The 18,603-nt window shown below is 62.3% G+C and carries 17 protein-coding genes and 1 tRNA gene; 5 read left to right on the top strand and 13 right to left on the bottom strand.

The window, feature by feature from the left end:
• Positions 1–181: 181 nt before the first annotated feature.
• The 4 genes from clpX to ACIQ17_RS00430 all read right to left on the bottom strand — a co-directional run bounded on the left by clpX (position 182) and on the right by ACIQ17_RS00430 (position 4,555).
• Positions 182–1,456 carry an ATP-dependent Clp protease ATP-binding subunit ClpX gene (gene clpX / locus ACIQ17_RS00445; RefSeq protein ID WP_398464221.1) on the bottom strand — a complete coding sequence of 425 codons (1,275 nt, stop codon included), beginning with the start codon at positions 1,454–1,456 and terminating at the stop codon, positions 182–184.
• 476 nt (positions 1,457–1,932) lie between these two features.
• Positions 1,933–2,568, bottom strand: coding sequence for an ATP-dependent Clp protease proteolytic subunit (locus ACIQ17_RS00440; protein ID WP_398464219.1), 636 nt, complete (start codon positions 2,566–2,568; stop codon positions 1,933–1,935).
• Between the two features lie 377 nt (positions 2,569–2,945).
• Positions 2,946–4,301: a trigger factor gene (gene tig, locus ACIQ17_RS00435; RefSeq protein ID WP_398464217.1), complete on the bottom strand. Its 1,356-nt coding sequence runs from the start codon at positions 4,299–4,301 to the stop codon at positions 2,946–2,948.
• A gap of 169 nt (positions 4,302–4,470) precedes the next feature.
• A tRNA-Leu gene (locus ACIQ17_RS00430) sits at positions 4,471–4,555 on the bottom strand.
• A 150-nt stretch (positions 4,556–4,705) separates the two neighbouring features.
• Between ACIQ17_RS00430 and ACIQ17_RS00425 the strand changes: the two genes are divergently transcribed.
• Positions 4,706–6,022 (top strand): multicopper oxidase family protein, encoded by a 1,317-nt coding sequence (locus tag ACIQ17_RS00425; RefSeq protein WP_398464215.1) that lies wholly within the window; start codon positions 4,706–4,708, stop codon positions 6,020–6,022.
• A 2-nt stretch (positions 6,023–6,024) separates the two neighbouring features.
• Here the strand turns inward: ACIQ17_RS00425 and ACIQ17_RS00420 are convergent, their stop codons facing one another.
• Positions 6,025–7,521 carry an NAD(P)H-hydrate dehydratase gene (locus ACIQ17_RS00420; RefSeq protein ID WP_398464232.1) on the bottom strand — a complete coding sequence of 499 codons (1,497 nt, stop codon included), beginning with the start codon at positions 7,519–7,521 and terminating at the stop codon, positions 6,025–6,027.
• Between the two features lie 435 nt (positions 7,522–7,956).
• Here ACIQ17_RS00420 and ACIQ17_RS00415 point away from each other — a divergent pair, with 435 nt between their 5' ends.
• From ACIQ17_RS00415 to ACIQ17_RS00405, 3 genes are all read left to right on the top strand, one after another.
• Positions 7,957–8,295, top strand: coding sequence for a P-II family nitrogen regulator (locus ACIQ17_RS00415; protein ID WP_143573288.1), 339 nt, complete (start codon positions 7,957–7,959; stop codon positions 8,293–8,295).
• 202 nt (positions 8,296–8,497) lie between these two features.
• Entirely contained in the window at positions 8,498–9,907 is a 1,410-nt protein-coding gene (glnA, locus tag ACIQ17_RS00410) for a type I glutamate--ammonia ligase (protein ID WP_398464212.1), read from the top strand.
• Between the two features lie 208 nt (positions 9,908–10,115).
• Positions 10,116–11,123, top strand: a complete 1,008-nt coding sequence (locus ACIQ17_RS00405) for an NAD(P)-dependent oxidoreductase (protein ID WP_398464210.1) — start codon at positions 10,116–10,118, stop codon at positions 11,121–11,123.
• Positions 11,124–11,132: 9 nt separating this feature from the next.
• Here ACIQ17_RS00405 and ACIQ17_RS00400 read toward each other — a convergent pair whose 3' ends face one another.
• Both ACIQ17_RS00400 and ACIQ17_RS00395 read right to left on the bottom strand, forming a co-directional pair.
• Positions 11,133–11,819 (bottom strand): hypothetical protein, encoded by a 687-nt coding sequence (locus ACIQ17_RS00400; protein ID WP_398464208.1) that lies wholly within the window; start codon positions 11,817–11,819, stop codon positions 11,133–11,135.
• A gap of 83 nt (positions 11,820–11,902) precedes the next feature.
• Positions 11,903–13,561, bottom strand: coding sequence for a thiamine pyrophosphate-binding protein (locus ACIQ17_RS00395; RefSeq protein ID WP_398464206.1), 1,659 nt, complete (start codon positions 13,559–13,561; stop codon positions 11,903–11,905).
• A 193-nt stretch (positions 13,562–13,754) separates the two neighbouring features.
• On the opposite strand from ACIQ17_RS00395, the gene ACIQ17_RS00390 reads away from it, so the two are divergent.
• On the top strand, positions 13,755–14,936 hold the full coding sequence (locus tag ACIQ17_RS00390; protein WP_398464204.1) for an AI-2E family transporter: 1,182 nt from the start codon (positions 13,755–13,757) through the stop codon (positions 14,934–14,936).
• A gap of 1 nt (position 14,937) precedes the next feature.
• Here ACIQ17_RS00390 and ACIQ17_RS00385 read toward each other — a convergent pair whose 3' ends face one another.
• From ACIQ17_RS00385 to ACIQ17_RS00360, 6 genes are all read right to left on the bottom strand, one after another.
• Complete coding sequence (locus tag ACIQ17_RS00385) at positions 14,938–15,234, bottom strand: antibiotic biosynthesis monooxygenase family protein (protein ID WP_398464202.1); 297 nt, start codon at positions 15,232–15,234, stop codon at positions 14,938–14,940.
• A 72-nt stretch (positions 15,235–15,306) separates the two neighbouring features.
• Positions 15,307–15,552 (bottom strand): hypothetical protein, encoded by a 246-nt coding sequence (locus tag ACIQ17_RS00380; RefSeq protein WP_398464200.1) that lies wholly within the window; start codon positions 15,550–15,552, stop codon positions 15,307–15,309.
• A gap of 34 nt (positions 15,553–15,586) precedes the next feature.
• Positions 15,587–16,837, bottom strand: coding sequence for a diguanylate cyclase (locus tag ACIQ17_RS00375; protein ID WP_398464198.1), 1,251 nt, complete (start codon positions 16,835–16,837; stop codon positions 15,587–15,589).
• Between the two features lie 225 nt (positions 16,838–17,062).
• The gene (gene rpsI / locus ACIQ17_RS00370; RefSeq protein WP_398464196.1) at positions 17,063–17,539 is read right to left on the bottom strand and encodes a 30S ribosomal protein S9; all 477 of its coding nucleotides are present in this window, start codon (positions 17,537–17,539) and stop codon (positions 17,063–17,065) included.
• Positions 17,539–18,003: a 50S ribosomal protein L13 gene (gene rplM, locus ACIQ17_RS00365; protein ID WP_398464194.1), complete on the bottom strand. Its 465-nt coding sequence runs from the start codon at positions 18,001–18,003 to the stop codon at positions 17,539–17,541. Before rplM ends, rpsI begins: the two co-directional genes overlap by 1 nt.
• A gap of 168 nt (positions 18,004–18,171) precedes the next feature.
• The gene (locus ACIQ17_RS00360) at positions 18,172–18,603 is read right to left on the bottom strand and encodes a PaaI family thioesterase (RefSeq protein ID WP_211908832.1); all 432 of its coding nucleotides are present in this window, start codon (positions 18,601–18,603) and stop codon (positions 18,172–18,174) included.

Raw genomic sequence — 18,603 nt, 5'->3', positions numbered from 1 at the left:
ACCCGGCAATCCATCTTGAGCGGCAAAACACGGGGCTAAAGATGGGTCCGCGGGTCTCTAGCGAAGCTCGCTTCGCGCTGCCCGCGGATGACAGCTCCATATTGCGGCTTCTCGCCAGAACGAAAAACGGCTGCCGGATACCCGGCAGCCGTGTCCCGAACTGATCTTTCGCGCAACGCGATCAGGCGCTGGCGCTGGTCTCCGCCGCGCGGTCGGAGCGGTCGGCATAGATGTAGAGCGGGCGTGCCGTCCCATCCACGACTTCCTTGGAGATGACGACTTCCTCGACACCTTCCAGACCCGGCAGGTCGAACATGGTTTCGAGCAGGATCGCTTCCAGGATCGACCGCAGGCCGCGGGCGCCCGTCTTGCGCTCGATGGCCTTGCGGGCCACCGCACCCAGCGCCTCGTCGGCGAAGGTGAGCTCGATATTCTCCATCTCGAACAGGCGCTGATACTGCTTCACCAGCGCGTTCTTCGGCTCGACTAGGATCTTCTTCAGCGAGGTCTCGTCGAGGTCTTCCAGCGTCGCGACGACAGGCAGACGGCCGACGAATTCCGGGATCAAGCCATACTTGAGCAGATCCTCGGGCTCGACGTGACGGAAGATTTCACCGGTGCGGCGATCTTCCGGCGCCAACACCTGCGCGGCGAAGCCGATCGAGGTGGTGCGGCCGCGACCCGAAATGATCTTTTCGAGGCCAGCGAATGCGCCACCGCAGATGAACAGGATGTTCGTCGTATCGACCTGCAGGAATTCCTGCTGCGGATGCTTGCGGCCGCCCTGCGGAGGCACGGAGGCAACGGTGCCTTCCATGATCTTCAGCAGTGCCTGCTGCACGCCCTCGCCCGACACGTCGCGGGTGATCGACGGATTGTCCGACTTGCGCGAGATCTTGTCGATTTCGTCGATATAGACGATGCCGCGCTGCGCACGCTCGACATTGTAGTCGGCCGCCTGCAGCAGCTTGAGGATGATGTTCTCGACGTCCTCACCGACATAACCCGCTTCGGTCAGCGTCGTCGCATCGGCCATCGTGAACGGCACGTCCAAGATTCTTGCGAGCGTCTGCGCGAGCAGCGTCTTGCCCGAACCCGTGGGACCGATCAGCAGGATGTTCGACTTCGCGAGTTCGACATCGTTGTGCTTGGTCTGGTGGTTGAGGCGCTTGTAGTGGTTATGCACCGCGACCGAGAGAACCTTCTTCGCATGGAACTGACCGATGACATAGTCATCGAGCACCTTGCAGATTTCCTTCGGGGTCGGGATGCCGTCACGCGACTTGACCAGCGAAGACTTGTTCTCTTCGCGGATGATGTCCATGCACAGTTCAACGCATTCGTCGCAGATGAATACGGTAGGACCCGCGATCAGTTTGCGAACTTCGTGCTGGCTCTTGCCGCAAAACGAACAATACAGCGTATTCTTGGAGTCGCTGGTACCGACCTTACTCATTCCTATCTCCGTCCGCCGTTCGATCTTCGTTCGCAGGGTGTCGCTCAGATCGGGACACGTCCCGTAGATAGAGCAATTGCCGTACCAAAAAAGACCTTTGTTCCAAATTGCCGCGTGAATCCGCGGCCAAATCGAATCTCCGCGATACTAACCGATCCACGCTAGCGAACCATGCTGGCAGCCGATGATCAAGAATTCGCTAATCGGCGCAGCGTCACCATTTATGACGATTACGCGATTTGCGCGCGCTTCGCGAGTGTCCCCGGTAATCCGGAGCGCATTGCGCGAATAAGCGGCTCGTATTGTGGACGAAAGCGGAACTTTGGCGTCCAATTCCGGCACTGAGTACCGGAACGAGCTATTCGATCAGTTAGCTTTGATCTTGGTTTGTATCCGGAAAAGTCGGAGCGCGCATGCGCGATCCGACGCAATGTTGCCAAGCTGTTCCCGGCCAGTGCCGGAAACACCTTCTCGCCTTAGACCGGCTTCGCCGGCGCTGCTTCCTCGGCACGCTTGTCGATGACCTTGTCGATCAGCCCGAATTCCTTCGCCTGATCGGCCGTCATGAAGTTATCGCGCTCGAGCGCGTTGTGGATCTCGTCATAGGGACGGCCGGTGTGCTTCACATAGATCTCGTTGAGCCGGCGCTTCAGGCTCTCGACTTCCTTGGCATGGATCAGGATGTCGGTGGCCTGGCCCTGGAAACCGCCCGAGGGCTGGTGAACCATGACGCGGGCGTTCGGCAGAGCGAAGCGCATGTCCTTCTCGCCTGCGGTCAGCAGCAGCGATCCCATCGACGCGGCCTGGCCCGTGCAGAGCGTCGAGACCGGCGGGCGGATGAACTGCATCGTGTCGTAGATGGAGAGACCCGACGTCACCACGCCACCGGGCGAGTTGATGTACATCGAGATTTCCTTCTTCGGATTCTCGGCTTCCAGGAACAGCAGCTGTGCGACGATCAGCGTCGCCATGCCGTCTTCCACCGGACCGGTCACGAAGATGATGCGCTCCTTCAGGAGGCGCGAGAAGATGTCGTAGGCCCGCTCGCCGCGATTGGTCTGCTCGACCACCATCGGAACGAGGTTCATGTAGGTTTCGATCGGATCGCGCATAGAGCACCCAAAGGGTTGGAGGAGACAGGCCGCGGGAATGCGCGAGTGTCCCGTGATGCAGGAGAGAAGTGCGAGCCCACAGATATGAGCCAATCGGGCGACAACAAGACCATGGGTCGGATCGTCGCCCTGCCCCGCAGTTCAAGCCGATTCTGGCGGGCACCGCAAAGCGATGCAGCACCGTTCGGAACTGATTCGGGCGGTATCCTTAATGACAAAACGCCGGCTGGAGGACCAGCCGGCGTTTTGATTAGAACGTTCTAAAGAGTGCTCTCTCGGTCGTCGTGCCCGGGCTTGACCCGGGCATCCATCTTTCGATGCTTGATGCGAAGATGGATGGCCGGGTCAAGCCCGGCCATGACGGAGAGTGTGCCGGCTTACGCCGCCTTCTCGTCTTCGTCCTTGTACAGGTCTTCCTTGGACACCTTCTTTTCGGTGACCTTGGCGAGCTCGAGGATGAAGTCGACGACCTTGTCCTCGTAGATCGGCGCGCGCAGCTGGGCGAGCGCCTGCGGGTTGCTGCGATAGAAGTCCCAGACTTCCTTCTCGCGGCCCGGCATCGAACGGGCGCGCTCGATCACGGCGCGGCCGATCTCGTCATCGGTGACCGAGATCTTGTTCTTCTCGCCGATCTCCGAGAGCACGAGGCCGAGACGGACGCGGCGGTCGGCGATCTTGCGATACTCTTCCTGCGCGGCTTCCTCGGTGGTGTTCTCGTCGGCGAAGGTCTTGCCCGAGGACGCCATTTCCTGCTGGATCGAATTCCACATCAGCTTGAACTCTTCGTCGACCAGCGACGGCGGAGCATCGAACTTGTGTGTCTCGTCGAGACGGTCGAGCAGATGACGCTTCACGCGCTGGCGGGTCGCACCGGCGAACTCAGCAACCAGACGCTCGCGCGCGGCTTCCTTCAGCTTGTCGAGCGACTCGAGGCCGAGCGACTTGGCGAACTCGTCGTCGATCGCGGTGTCGACCGGTGATTCAATCTTGCTCGCAGTGGTCTCGAATTCCGCGGCCTTGCCGGCCAGCGTGTCGCTGGCGTAGTTGGCGGGGAACGTCACCTTAAGCGTGCGGGTCTCGCCGGCGGCGATGCCAACCAGCTGATCCTCGAAGCCCGGGATGAAAGTGTTGGAGCCGATCTGGACCGGGATGTCCTCACCGGTGCCGCCTTCGAAAGCAACGCCGTCGATGGTGCCCTTGAAGCCCACGACCACGCGGTCACCCGACTCGGCCTTCGCACCGGCGGCCTTCTCGGTGAATGCACGGTTGGCGTCGGCAACGCGCTTGATCGATTCCTCGACGTCAGCATCGCTGACATCGGCAACCGGCTTCTCGACTTCAAAGCTCTTGAAGTCGGCGAGTTCGATCGGCGGCACGACTTCGACGGCCACGGTGTAGGTCAGGTCGGCCTTGCCGGAGAGGATGTCTTCGACTTCCTTCTCTTCGGTCGGCATGGTGATCTTCGGCTCGGTGGCGAGCTTGAGGTTACGTTCGGTGAAGATCTGGGTGTTGGTGGTGCGGATCAACTCGTCCACGGTCTCGGCGGCGACCGAGCGGCCATAGAGGCGCTTCAAATGGCCAGCCGGAACCTTGCCCGGACGGAAGCCATTGAGCTTCACCTTGCCCTTCAGGTCTTCGAGGCGCGCATCGACCTTGGCTTCGATGTCGGCAGCCGGAACGCTGATCTGGAATTCGCGCTTCAATCCGTCGGAGACGGTCTCATTCACCTGCATGGCGTCAATCTTCTTCCCGCTTCGTCCGGCCGTCGGCCGAACAGTGTCAAATTGGTCCGACGCCGGGCCGCAAGGCCTGCGCCAATGGTTAGGCCGATCCGCCTTCGCGGAGGCAAACCCCTCGCGGACACGAATCCGGAAATCATCATGGTCAAACGCTATCTGCGCTTGGTGCGGGCAGAGGGACTCGAACCCCCACAACTTTCGTCACTGGAACCTAAATCCAGCGCGTCTACCAATTCCGCCATGCCCGCAGAAAACATCATGTCCGGCCGCGATGTCGCGAGCGGCGGGCTTATAACACGCAGACGACAAACCGCAGCAAAAAAATGGGCCGGCCGGAGGCCACTTGCCGCAGCCGGTGCAACTGGACTTTCGCGCCCGAAAGTGGTCGGAATTTCCGCATGACGAACAGCCATCTTGCCCTCACCCGTCGTTCCCTGCTGGCAGCTGCCGGCGGTGCCCTGATCGCCCCGCTGCTGCCCCATGCGACTTTCGCTCAGGCCGTCACCGCATTGGAGTTGCAGGCGAAACCCGGCCCGCTGATCGTCCGGCCCGGCACCAATTCGGAAGCGGGAACCCTGCATAGCGCCCAGAAGGGTCCGCTGCGCTTCAACCGCGGCGACGAAATCGACGTTCAGCTGGTCAACCAGCTCCCCGGTCCCATCGTGTTGAATTGCCGCGGCATCAATGCCGTGTCCGGTATCGCGCCTCTACTCGACCGCAAGCCGGTCGCCACCGGCGCGAAGGATTCGTTCAAGCTGATGATGCGCAGCGCCGGCACGTCCTATGTGGACATGCGGCTGCTCGGCGACGGCCAGTCGCTGCCCTCACAAGTGCGCAGCATGGTGGTGCAGGAGACCGATCCGCTTGAGGTCGACCGCGACGAGGTGCTCCTGGTCGAGGACTTCCGCATACTGCCGAACGGAAAGTTGCTGGCACCGGGCGTCGATCCGACAGACTCCGCGGCGATGTTCCTGGCCAACCGGAAGGCGCTCCACGACATTCCGGTCAAGACCAATGAGCGGCTCAGACTTCGCCTTATCAACGGCTGCCAACGCTCTGTGATCGCCCTCAAATTCGAGGATCAGGATGTCCGCGTCATGGCCATTGACGGCCAGCCTGCGGAGCCATTCCCGGCGCGCAACAATCAGGTCGTGCTGGCACCCGGCACCCGCATCGACGTCTTCCTCGACACGATCAAACCTGCGGGAACCGTCACCCCGGTCCTGCTCCACGACGGCAAGGACATCCGCCGCATCGGCCAGCTTGTCACCTTGAAGGACCCGCCGCTCCGGGCCATTCCGATGCAGACGGCAACTCCGCTGCCGTCCAACGGCCTGCCAATCCAGATCGACCTCAAGAGCGCCATGCGTTCGGACCTGGCTGTTGGCTCGCCCGATACCGGCTGGATCAAGCCGCTCGATCTCGGCCCCTCCACCGCCCCGGCCTTCAAGGTGAAGCCCGGACGCCCGGTGGTCCTGACCTTGAACAACAAGGCCAGCACCTCTGCCGTCCTGCAAATGCACGGCCACCACTTCCGCCTGCTGGACAAGCTCGACGACGGCTGGAAGCCATTCTGGCTCGACACCTTGGCCCTCGACCCCGGCCAAACCCAGCGCATCGCTTTCGTGGCCCATCACCCCGGTCGCTGGCTGATTGAATCCTTCACCACCGACTGGGCCTCCCCGCGCCTGGTGCGCTGGTACGAGGTCGGCTGAGCTCAGTAGGGAATGCCAAGCCGGTCGTAGAGCCGCCTGAACACGGCCGGCATGACCTCTGTGAGGTCCTCCGCAATCAGCCCCGGCCCCGCTTCGGAGCCGGCCTCGCCATGCATCCACACGCCGATGCAGGCCGCCTCATAGGCCGGCACGCCTTGCGCCAGAAACGCCCCGATCAATCCGGCCAGCACATCGCCTGAGCCGGCCGTCGCCAGCCAGGGCGGCGCGTTCGCGGCGATGGCTGCGCGGCCATCAGGCGACGCGACCACCGTGTCGGGGCCCTTCAAAAGGACAACGGCCCCGGATTGCCGGGCAGCAGCGGTTACGCGATCGAACTTTGACGGCGCCTCAAGATCCGAGTTCAAGCCACTGAAGACGCGCGAAAATTCACCCTCATGCGGCGTCAGAACAACTTGAGTTTCGGGATCAGCCTTGACCAGATCGAACAGCCGATCGGGCGCATCGGCGAAACTGGTCAGCGCATCCGCATCGAGCACCAGCCTCCGTTTTGCCGCAAGACCTGCCTCTATGAAGCCACACGTTTTCGCGCCGATCCCGGCTCCCGGGCCGATAACGCAGGCATTGATCTTGCCACCGATCAGGCTGGCGAACTCATCCGGCGTATCGACCGGCCGGACCATGACCGCCGTCAGTGCCGCGGCATTCACAGCCAGCGCGTCACGTGGCGATGCCACCGTAACCAGCCCTGCTCCGCCCCGCAGCGCCGCTCGCGCGGACAGCCGCGCCGCACCGGTCGCCGCGATGTCGCCTGAGACGACTACGGCATGCCCTCTGGTGAACTTGTGCCCATCCACCCGCGGCAGCGGGAATGCGTCCTGCCACAGATCGGGATTGTTCTCGGCGGTCTTCGGCCCGATCCGGTCCAGCACCCCGTCATCGATGCCAATGTCGATCACCCGCAGCTTGCCGCAACAGCTGCGGCCGGGAAGCAGCAGATGGCCAGGCTTCGGCCGAAAGAAGGTCACGGTTTCGGTGGCCAGAATGGCCGCCCCCATCACCGCACCAGAATTGCCATTGATGCCGCTCGGCAGATCGACAGAAAGCACCGGCACACCCGACGCGTTGATGGCGTCGATCATGATCTTCAGATCGCCCTTCACTGGACGATCGAGCCCAGCGCCGAACAGCGCATCAATGATCAAGGCCGGCGACCCGATCAGGGAGGGATCGCAGGGCAGCACCTCCCCCTTCCATCCCTTCGCCGCCAGCGCCGCATCGCCCTTCAGGGTCGCGCGATCGCAGAGCAGGATCACAGACACCTCGCGTCCCTGCGCCGCAAGCTCAGCCGCCGCGACAAATCCGTCGCCACCATTGTTGCCGCGACCGGCAATCACAAGGATCGCCCCTTCCTCGGCTAGATCATTCGCCGCATCGGCGACCGCACGGCCGGCGGCTCGCATCAGCTCGAAGCCTGGCGTGCCGGCCGCAATCGTCAGCTCGTCGGCGCGCGCCATCTCTTCTGTGGTCAGGAGCTCCATCACGCCTTCCGTATCGCCTGTTCGAAAGGCAGCCGCGAATTCGACCATGTCGGACGGTCGTGGCTGCACTGAATTTAACCAATCTGCCCACTTGCTAGACAAAAGCGGTGAGGTATTCTCGTCCGAAGCCTCTTCAGTCCTGTCGTAAAAACCTGAAAATGCTTCAAAAATAGCCGCCCGCTGAATTTGGCATGGACCCTGCTTTAAGGGAAGCCAACATCACACCGAGGCAATCCAGCATCAAATGATGGAGAAACCGGGAACATCGATGTTGATTGGCGAGAAATTGCCAACGCTCAAGCGGCGGGAGCGCAACTCCGCCCGAATGTGAGTATCAAACTAACTGTGCGCGCCGCCTCGCGGTCGCTGCGCAGGAACGACGCAACTTCAAGTCCAGAAACTTTCGGCCGAGATTGAGTGCCGGGGAGACGTTCAGTGAAAAAGATCGAAGCCATCATCAAGCCCTTCAAGCTCGACGAGGTGAAGGAGGCGCTTCAGGAGGTGGGGCTGCAAGGCATCACCGTCACCGAAGCCAAAGGTTTTGGCCGTCAGAAAGGTCACGCTGAGCTCTATCGCGGTGCGGAATACATCGTTGATTTCCTGCCCAAGGTGAAGATCGAGATCGTGATCTCCGACGACCTCGTCGAGAAGGCGATCGACGCCATCCGCCGTGCCGCACAGACCGGCCGCATCGGCGACGGTAAGATCTTCGTGTCCAATATCGAGGAAGCCGTGCGCATCCGCACCGGCGAGTCCGGCCTCGACGCGATCTGAGCACAGACCGTCCCTACCGGGCTGGACGCTCTCCAAGGGCGGTGCTATCCGATTCCCCGACGTCTCGAGGCGTCAGCAAAAGGCTGCTTCGGCAGCCTTCTTGTTGCCGCCTCTTGTTGTTGAAGACATATGGCTGTGACCCTTTTGTCATACGCCATCGTACCGTCCGGAATTCGGCCCGCACACAAAGGTAGGGAAACCCATGACGACCGCCAAAGAAGTCCTGCAGTCCATCAAGGACAACGACGTCAAATACGTCGACCTGCGTTTCACCGATCCGCGCGGCAAGTGGCAGCACGTCACCTTCGACGTTTCGATGATCGACGAAGAGATTTTTGCCGAAGGCACCATGTTCGACGGTTCATCGATCGCCGGCTGGAAGGCGATCAACGAATCCGACATGACCCTGATGCTCGATCCCGCCACCGCGGTGATCGATCCGTTCTTCGCCGAGACCACCATGGTCATCACCTGCGACGTGCTCGATCCCGGCACCGGCGAGCCCTATAACCGCGACCCGCGCGGCATCGCCAAGAAGGCGGAAGCCCAGGTCAAGGCCATGGGCGTGGGCGACACCGTGTTCGTCGGCCCGGAAGCCGAATTCTTCGTGTTCGACGACGTCCGCTTCTCGGCCCAGCCCTACAATACCGGCTTCAAGCTCGACTCGTCGGAACTGCCGACGAATTCGGACACCGAATATGAAAGCGGCAATCTCGGCCACCGCGTCCGCAACAAGGGCGGCTACTTCCCTGTGCCGCCGCAGGACTCGCTGCAGGACATGCGCTCGGAAATGCTTGGCGCCATGGCGCGCATGGGCGTCAAGGTCGAGAAGCACCATCACGAAGTGGCGTCGGCCCAGCACGAACTCGGCATGAAGTTCGACACCCTGACCCACATGGCCGACCAGATGCAGGTCTACAAATACTGCATCCATCAGGTCGCGCATATCTACGGCAAGACCGCAACCTTCATGCCGAAGCCGATCTTCGGCGACAACGGTTCGGGCATGCATGTGCACCAGTCGATCTGGAAGGACGGCAAGCCGACCTTCGCCGGCAACAAGTATGCCGACCTGTCGGAAACCTGCCTCCACTATATCGGCGGCATCATCAAGCACGCCAAGGCCATCAACGCCTTCACCAACCCGTCGACCAACTCCTACAAGCGTCTGGTCCCGGGCTACGAAGCGCCGGTGCTGCTGGCCTATTCGGCCCGCAACCGTTCGGCCTCCTGCCGCATCCCGTTCACGACCTCGCCGAAGGCGAAGCGCGTGGAAGTCCGCTTCCCGGATCCGATGGCGAACCCCTATCTCGCTTTCGCCGCGATGCTGATGGCCGGCCTCGACGGCATCAAGAACAAGATCGATCCGGGCCCGGCGATGGACAAGGATCTCTACGACCTGCCGAAGGAAGAGCTGAAGCAGATCCCGACCGTGTGCGGCAGCCTGCGTGAAGCCCTCGAGAACCTCGACAAGGATCGTGCGTTCCTGAAGGCCGGCGGCGTGTTCGATGACGACTTCATCGATGCCTATATCGAGCTCAAGATGCAGGACGTCGAGCGTTTTGAGATGACCCCGCATCCGGTTGAATTCGAAATGTACTATTCGTACTGATCGGATTGCTCGGTCAGCGACAGGATCAAGGCGCCCGGGGAACCGGGCGCCTTTTTTCTATGCCTCTCATGCGCGCGCCGCGTCGCTCTCCAGGACAAAGCCGCAGACCAGCGATGGCCACCTGTACGCGCATGCGGCGAGATCCTTGAGTACTGCTGCAACACTGAACCAATCGGGAGGTTTCAGCTTGATCCCGGGAGGTGTGATGATGTCCCACAATCCTATTCTTCTCGTTGGCGGCTCCGGCATTGTCGGCCGCTGGGCGTCTCGCTTTCTGCGCGAGGCGCATCCCGATGCGCCGCTGCTGATCGGTGGCCGCGACGGCGAGAAAGCCGCAAATGCGGCCGGTGAAATCGGGCGCGCTGAAGGTGTCACGCTCGATATGACGGCCGGCGATCTCGGCCTCGGCGAGCGTGAAGTGAGCGCCGTCGCCGTATTGTTCACCGATGAGCGGGCTGCGGCTTTGCGATTTGCGCAGTCGCGGGGCGTGCCGCATCTAAGCATTTCGCCCGGCATCATTGAACTTGCGCCGGAAGTCGCGGCCTATATCCACAGCCCGTCCGCCGCACCGGTCGTGCTCGGAACGGAATGGCTGGTGGGCGCGACAATGGTGCCGACGCTGGAATTTGCCAAGGCGTTCGGCCGGGTCCACGACATCAGGATCGGCGCACTTCTCGATGAAAAAGACGCGTTCGGGCCGGCGGCGAATGTCGATCTGGAGCGACAGACGAAAACAATGCCCGCAGCGCTCGCGCGCCGCGACGGCGCCTACGTCTGGCGCACCGGTGACGATGCCAAGGCGAAGTTCCGCGCCATCGACGGCACCGAGATGGCTGCCTCGGCGCTGTCGCCCAATGACGTCGTCGGCCTGGCCACCGCGACCGGGGCGCCGAATGTCACTTTCAATCTCGCGCTCGGCGTGAGCTCCAGCCGCCGCCGCGGCGGGCCGATGTCCACCGAGATCATCATCGAACTGGCGGGCGAGGATCGCGACGGGCAGCCGCTGCGGACGCGCCATGCGGTGGTGCATCCCGAAGGACAGATGCCATTGACGGGACTAGGCGTCGCCATGTTGCTCGAACGGCTGACGGGTCTTGATGGACAACCGCCGCCCCCCGCAGGACTCTACTTCCCCTACCAGTTGCTCGACCCTTCCGCCTATTTCACGCGCCTCGCGGACATCGGCGGACAGATACTGACACTGGATGCGACGTGAGACGTGTCGCTATTTCCTCGTAAACGCCCGAGCTGGTTCAAAGGCTTCGGAAAATCCGACAGCTTGTACGGCGCGTGCAGCGTCGGCGTCGCTTTCGGACCACGGGAGTTTGGCGGCAATCGTGCGGGTGACTGGCTGGCCCAGCGAGCCACCAAAATCGAGCGGCCACAATCCGTTCGGTACCGCCTCGACATTCACGGAGCGCAACTTGACGCCCTGCCCTAGCGGCGACAGATCGTCATGCTTCAGACGAACAATCGTGGATGAATCGCGCGGATTGCTAAAGCTCGCCAGCACAGGCATCAATTCGCCGGATACCGGCACGGCGCCGGTCTGGCTGCCGACATCGCGAAAGGCGATCTTGCGGCCGGCAGCCTGATAGGCACGCATCGCCACGAAATTGGCGCCATCGAAGTCGGCATTGCCCTTGTCGTCATGCAGCATGAGCGCAGCAAGGTTCTTGCCGCCGCCGAGATCGACCATCACGGCATCGCCGCGCGACGTCGTCTTTCCACCGGGCTGGTAACCGCGATAGGGATGCACCGAGACGACGCTGGACGCCGACTTGACGCCCTCGGGTGTATCGACTTCGACGGTGAGGCGATATTTGTGCGCGGGACGATCGGTGCGGATCCAGTCGCCGACCACGATCGCCACGAGCAGCACCACCGGCCCCGCCCATTTGAGAATTTTCATCACGGCCTCCCGTATCGGCCATGCACCATGGCGACGCATTCGTCAAAGCGGCGATATGTCGTGGTGACGGATCGAAGCCGTCCCTACACCGATCCATCGATCATGACTTCGACGAGATGGGTCCCCCCGTCCGCAAATGCAGCGTCGAGCGTCGGGCGCAGCTTTGCGGGGTCCGTGACCGTCTCCGCCCTGAGGCCCAGCGACTTGGCTAGCGCCGTAAAGTCGACGGCGGGATCGGCAAAATCCATTCCGACAAAGTGATCGTCCTGATGAAACGACAGCAACCGCTGCTTGATGATGCGGTACCCGCCATTATTGGCGATCACCACCACCAGCGGCAGCTTGTGGCGGGCGGCCGTCCAGAGCGACTGGATCGAATACATCGCGCTGCCGTCTCCGGAGAAACAGACGACGGGGCGATCCGGATTGGCGAGACTGACGCCGACCGACGCCGGCAGGCCCCAACCGATGCCGCCGGAAGCGAGCGCGTGGTAATCGTAGCGATCGCGATAGGGCTTGAGCGCTGTCATATGGCGCGAGGATGTGAGGCCCTCATCGACCATGATCGCATTGGCCGGCATGGCCTCAACCACCTGCAGTGCTAGCCAGTCCGGATCGATCGGCGCGCGCGAAGCAGACTTGCTGATCTGCTCGACCAACCTGGCGCGGCGCGCGGTCCAGTTGCCGGACGCCAGCGCCGCCCTGCCCTTCGCGGCACGCGTTTCGAACTCCGGACCGCCGGCCTCCTGGAGCGCCGGCGTCAGCACCCGCAGCGTTTCCTTCACATCGGCCTTGAGTGCGATCTCGGCGCTAAAATTCTTGGCGAGATCCCAATCGACGAGGCCGACCTGCACGATGGGCATGCCGTCCGGCAACGGCAGCGTTTCACTATGTACTGACATCCGCAGCGGGTCAGCGCCGAGCACGATCAGGAGATCATGGGGCGCCAGCAGGTCGCGCACCTGGGTCTGCGTGCGCGACAGCGATCCCATGTAACAGGGGTGCTCCGACAGAAAGTGCGAGCCGTAAGGCGCTGACTGCTGATAGACCGGCGCGCCGAGTGCAGTTGCGAAATCGGCAGCTTCCTGCAGGGCGTCGCTTTTCACGATCTCGTCGCCCGCAATGATCACCGGACGCTCAGCCTTCAACACCCGTTGCACAATGGCGGCCAGCGCATCGTCCGACGGCCGGATGCGTGTATCGACGCGGGTGGCACGCCCGAGTTCGAGGCCGATCTCTGCATTCAGGATGTCGCCGGGCAGCGAGATGAAGACCGGGCCGGTCGGTGCGGTGGTCGCGATCTTGGCGGCACGGCGCACGATGCGCGGCAGGTCCTCGAGGCGCGTGACCTCCACCGCCCATTTCACCAGCGGCTCGGCCATGCGTACCAGCGGACCATAGAGCAACGGCTCCATCAGGCCATGCCCCTGCTCCTGCTGGCCAGCGGTGAGGATCATCGGTGTACCCGTGAACTGCGCATTGTAGAGCGAGCCCATGGCATTGCCGAGGCCGGGAGCCACATGGACATTGCAGGCGACGAGCCGGCCGGAGGCGCGGCTATAGCCATCGGCGATGGCGACCACGAGACTTTCCTGCATCGCCATCACGTAAGTGAGGTCGGGATGGTCCTTCAGCGCGTGCATGATCGGCAGTTCAGTGGTGCCGGGATTGCCGAACAGATGCGTGACGCCTTCGTCCTTGAGCAGCGCGAGAAAAGCCGAACGGCCGGTAATGCGATTCACGGATGTCCTCCCATTCCCGCGGTCCTGGCCTGCGGGTTCGGTGCATCTTGGCGTGATTTGTGGTGCGGCGGCAGCCGAGACGGGGTCATGGCTGCGTTGCAGGCGGCAATGCGCTGTCTCGCCGCAACAGCTTCGACGCTTGACCGCCGCCCGCAATTCGCGAAACAGTGATTTTCCACGAGGTGAATTTCAGATGCCCCTGCCCGCCGATTCCCATGTCCCATCGCGCAGCGATCTCGCTTGGGCGATTTCGGTGGGTGGCATCACCACGGTGGCGTTCGCGATCTTCGTGGTGTTCGCCTGGTACTTCTCCGCGACGCTGTTCCTGGTCTTTGCCGGTGTCCTGCTCGGGGTTGCGCTCAATGCGATAACGCAATTGCTGGGCCGCGTCATGGGCGGGCCGCAGCCGCTACGGCTGGCGCTGGTCTGCGTATTGCTCGCAGCGATGCTCGGCGGCCTGCTCTATCTCGGCGGTGCAACCATCGCCAGCCAGGCCAAGACGCTGTCCAGCACGCTGAAATCCCAGGTCGTCAGCGTGAAGACCTATCTGGAACAGCATGGCGTCGACACCAGCTATTTCGACTTCAACAGCATTCTGTCGGAAGTACCGAAGGACGGCGAGAAGGAAACGACAGCAGCCGAAATCCCCGGCACCGTCGCGCCCAGCACGGCACCCATCCCCCGCACCAGCAACCTGCCGAGCGCAGGCACCATCGCTTCATCGGGCGGCGCCATCGTGACCCAGACGCTAAAAATCCTGCTTGGCACCGTGGGTGCCGTCGGCAATTTCTTCATCGTGCTATTTCTGGGCCTCGCCTTTGCAGCGCAGCCGAGCGTCTATCGCAGGGGCCTGCTGCAACTCACGCCGAGGAAACATCGCGCGCCCGTGACCGTCGTCGTCGATCGCATCAGCGACACGCTGCAGCGCTGGCTCGTCGCCCAGATGATCACCATGGTGGCGGTGGGTGCCGTCACCTGGCTCGGCCTGAAGCTGATCGGCATTCCCAGTGCATTCATTCTCGGCGTACAGGCCGGCCTGCTCGCCTTCATTCCTACCGTCGGTGCCATTCTCGGGGGCCTGATCGTGGTACTGGCCAGCCTCGCCTCGGGCTGGTTCGCCGGCGCATCGGCCTTCGTGCTGTTCATGGCCGTGCACGCGCTGGAAAGCTACATCCTGACGCCGATCCTGCAGCGCCAGGCGCTGGATATTCCGCCGGCGACGCTGTTTGCATTCCAGATCACGCTGGGCGTGGTGTTCGGCGTCTGGGGCCTGGCGCTGGCATTGCCGGTGATGGCCATCGGCAAGGTGGTGATCGATTTCCTGCGCGAAGACGACGAAGACCCCGCGCAGGAGCGTGAAGCGGCGACGGCCTAGCTTACGTCGTCAGCACCGTCTCGGTGTGCTCGACATAAGGCGGCGTTTCGAAATAGGGCCCGACCAACGCGCGCCATTCGGCGAAATCCGCGGAGCCGCGGAAATCCACCGTGTGGTTTTCCAGGGTTTCCCACTTCGCCACCAGCCGATAGCGCGACGGCAACTCGACCGATTTGTGCAATTCGAAGCCGAGGCCGCCTTTGGCACGCAAGAATAGCGGCTTGGCCTTGGCGACGGCCGCCTCAAAATCATTTTCGCTGCCCGGCTTGACGTCGATTTGTGCGATTTCCGTGATCATCGTTTCCCGACCCTTTGTTTGCGGTCGGGCAATGTAGCCCGGATGCGACGAAGCGCAATGCGCCGCGTGGGATCACGACTTCGCGAAATAAACCGCAACCGTGGCGATGATCGCCGTGCAGGTGGCGATGAAGGCGATCAATGGTCCGCGGCTTGTCTGCGTGCCGTAACGCCCCTGCGCGCGGCGCTGCGCGATCAGCGCGGTCTCGTACTCGTCCGAGGAAGAGAACATGCAGGCAAATCCCGAGCGCGCTGCGCTGGCAGCGGCATCAAGGGAGAGAAGAGCTGGATGAGAGGAGTGATCGCGCGAGGTCATCATGCGATCAGCATGGAATCGATTGGTAAACCGTCCCTTACTGGGCGATTTCCATTTTCATCGTCACACCGGCGCGGGCGACGGTTACTGCCGGTTTCGGCATCAGTCCGGATGCCGCGGCTTTACGTCCCTGCGCGAGCGATAGCGGCTCCTCTTCGGCCGACTGCACGCGGTTACGGCCGCCACGCTTGGCTTGGTAGAGCGCCGTATCGGCCGCAGCGAGCAGCACGTCGAGCTCGGTACCGGCAGGGCCACCGGCCACACCGATGCTGACGGTGGTCGCCACCGGTGCTGCGTCGACCTCGATGCCGCAACCGGCGAAATTTTCACGCACCCGCTCGGCAGCCTGCATCGCCTCGTCCAGGTTACATGGCAGCATGGCGGCGAATTCCTCACCGCCGATGCGCCCGGTCAGATCGGTAATGCGCAGCGAATGGGTGATGACCGAAGCAAACAGCTTCAGCACCTCATCGCCGACGGGATGGCCAAAGCGGTCGTTGATCGACTTGAAGTGATCGATGTCGAAGATCATCACCGTGATCGGGCGACGGGCCTTCGCCTCGCGTTCGATCATTCGTGCGGTCGCCTCGGCAAAGCCGCGCCGATTGAGCAGGCTCGTGAGCGGATCACAGGACGCCGCTACCTTGTGGGCCGCGACGGTCCGTTCGGACACGAGCACGAAGATCAGGAACACGGTGCCGACGGCATAGAGAACCAGTTCGACTGCAAAGGCCGTCACCCAGATGCTGTTGCCGAAGGTCGCATCGTCCGGATGCAGCACATCGCCAAGCAGGATCGGGAGCATCAAGGCGAAACCATGCAGAAGCGGTACCAGCACTGTCGGCCAGCGACGTTGCACCGATTTTCTGCGCTCGAGCCCGAGCTCATAGGCGGTGAGGACCGCATAGAACGCGACGATGCCCGCACCGATAGTGGTCCGCAGCGGCATCATATCGGCCGGCAAGGCAAAGATCGCTGCAATCCAGGCGCCGGCGCCGAAAAACACGCCGCGCCATATGGGCGCGCGGCCGTGGAAGACCCGTGCAGCAGTCCACACCATGCCGCAAGCGACGAAGCCGATCGCTGTGAATGCCAGTGTCGACATCTCGCCCAGCAACGGCCCGACAAACGTCCACAGGCCGACCGAGGCACCGCCGAGCAGATAGGCCGAGCCCCACCAGTTCAGCGCAGGGATATTCTCGTGCCGTCCGAAATAAAGGAGCATTCCACCAAGCATCGCGGCGACAAGGGTCGCCACCAGGTAGAGTGTGGATGTGTCGAGCAGCATGTCCGCGCACCGGCAATCATTTGCAATATCACCGACCTGCATCGGTCGGCTGGAAGAATCGCGATTGCGCGAACGTAGCTATGTACCCATTGGAAATTCGTTTTATCGCAAAGCAAAGTTTTCGGGAAAAACTACATCAATCTGTCTGGATGCCGTCGCCGGATACCCAAACACAAAAAAGGGCGCCCGAAGGCGCCCTTTTCCGTATCGATTTGAACGAGGCGATTAACGCTTCGAGAACTGGAACGAACGACGAGCCTTCGCCTTACCGTACTTCTTACGTTCGACGACACGCGCGTCGCGGGTCAGGAAGCCGCCCTTCTTCAGAACCGAGCGAAGCTCCGGTTCGAAGTTGGTCAGAGCCTTGGACAGGCCGTGGCGCACGGCGCCTGCCTGGCCGGACAGACCACCACCGGCGACGGTGCAGATCACGTCATACTGACCGGCGCGGGCTGCGGCGACCAGCGGCTGCTGGATCAGCATGCGCAGCACCGGGCGAGCGAAGTACACTTCGACGTCGCGGGTGTTGACGACAACCTTGCCGGAGCCCGGCTTGACCCAGACGCGGGCAACCGCGTCCTTGCGCTTGCCGGTGGCATAAGCGCGGCCCTGCTTGTCGACCTTCTTCTCATAACGCGGCGCGTCCGGTGCGGAGACCTTCAGCGAAGCGAGCTGGTCGAGAGACTGCATGGTATCGGACATTATGCGGCCCTCTTGTTCTTGCGGTTCAGCGCGCCGACGTCGAGCGTCTCGGGCTGCTGTGCTTCATGCGGGTGCTCGCTGCCTGCGTAAACACGCAGGTTGCCCATCTGGACGCGACCGAGCGGACCACGCGGGATCATACGCTCGACAGCCTTCTCCACGACGCGCTCCGGGAAGCGACCTTCCAGGATCGACTTGGCCGAACGCTCCTTGATGCCGCCGATGAAGCCGGTGTGGTGGTAATACATCTTGTCGTCGCGCTTGCGACCTGTGAACACCACCTTATCCGCGTTGATGATGATGACATTGTCACCGCAATCGACGTGGGGGGTGTAGATCGGGAGGTGCTTGCCGCGCAGGCGCATGGCGACCAGCGTGGCGAGGCGGCCGACCACGAGACCGGTGGCGTCGATGACGATCCACTTCTTCGTGACCTCGGCCGGCTTTGCCGAAAAGGTTTTCATTTTGAGATCCGTATAAGTGCGACGGGGTGAAACAGAGATCGGCGCCCGTGAAGGCGCCGAATTGAGGGTGGTTCTAGAGAACCGCCCGGATTCCGTCAATGGTCGTCAGCGCAAAAATCTAAAGCGGAATCAATACCTTATAATTAAGGTGCAATATTACCTCAGGAATCACGCTTTATTCGGAATGGAATAGGTGGATGTCACATGGGCAATCGGGTCCGCCGATGTGCCCGACAGCAGGTTCACTTCCCCCACGGCCAGACGCTTGCCGAGTTTCAGAAGCTTCGCGGCCGCCAGAACGTCCTGCCCCGGTTGGCCCTTGCGCAGGAAATTGATGTTGAGGCTGGTGGTGACCGCGAGGCCCACAGGACCGATGGCGGACAGCAGCACGACATACATGGCGAAATCGGCCAGAGCCATCAGCGTCGGGCCCGAGACCGTACCGCCCGGGCGCAGCATGCGCTCGCCATAGGTCTGGCGCAGCAGGCAGGTGGTGCCGTCTGCATGTTCGATGGCAATATCCCCGGCGCCAAAAGCCTGCGGAAACTCGCGCTTCAGGAACTCTTCGAGCTCCGGCACCGTCATTTTCGCGTCCGTCAT

This window comes from Tardiphaga sp. (assembly GCF_044340795.1).
Lineage (GTDB): Bacteria > Pseudomonadota > Alphaproteobacteria > Rhizobiales > Xanthobacteraceae > Tardiphaga.
Note: the sequence above shows the minus strand (reverse complement) of the source record. Positions and strands in the feature narration are given on the sequence as shown.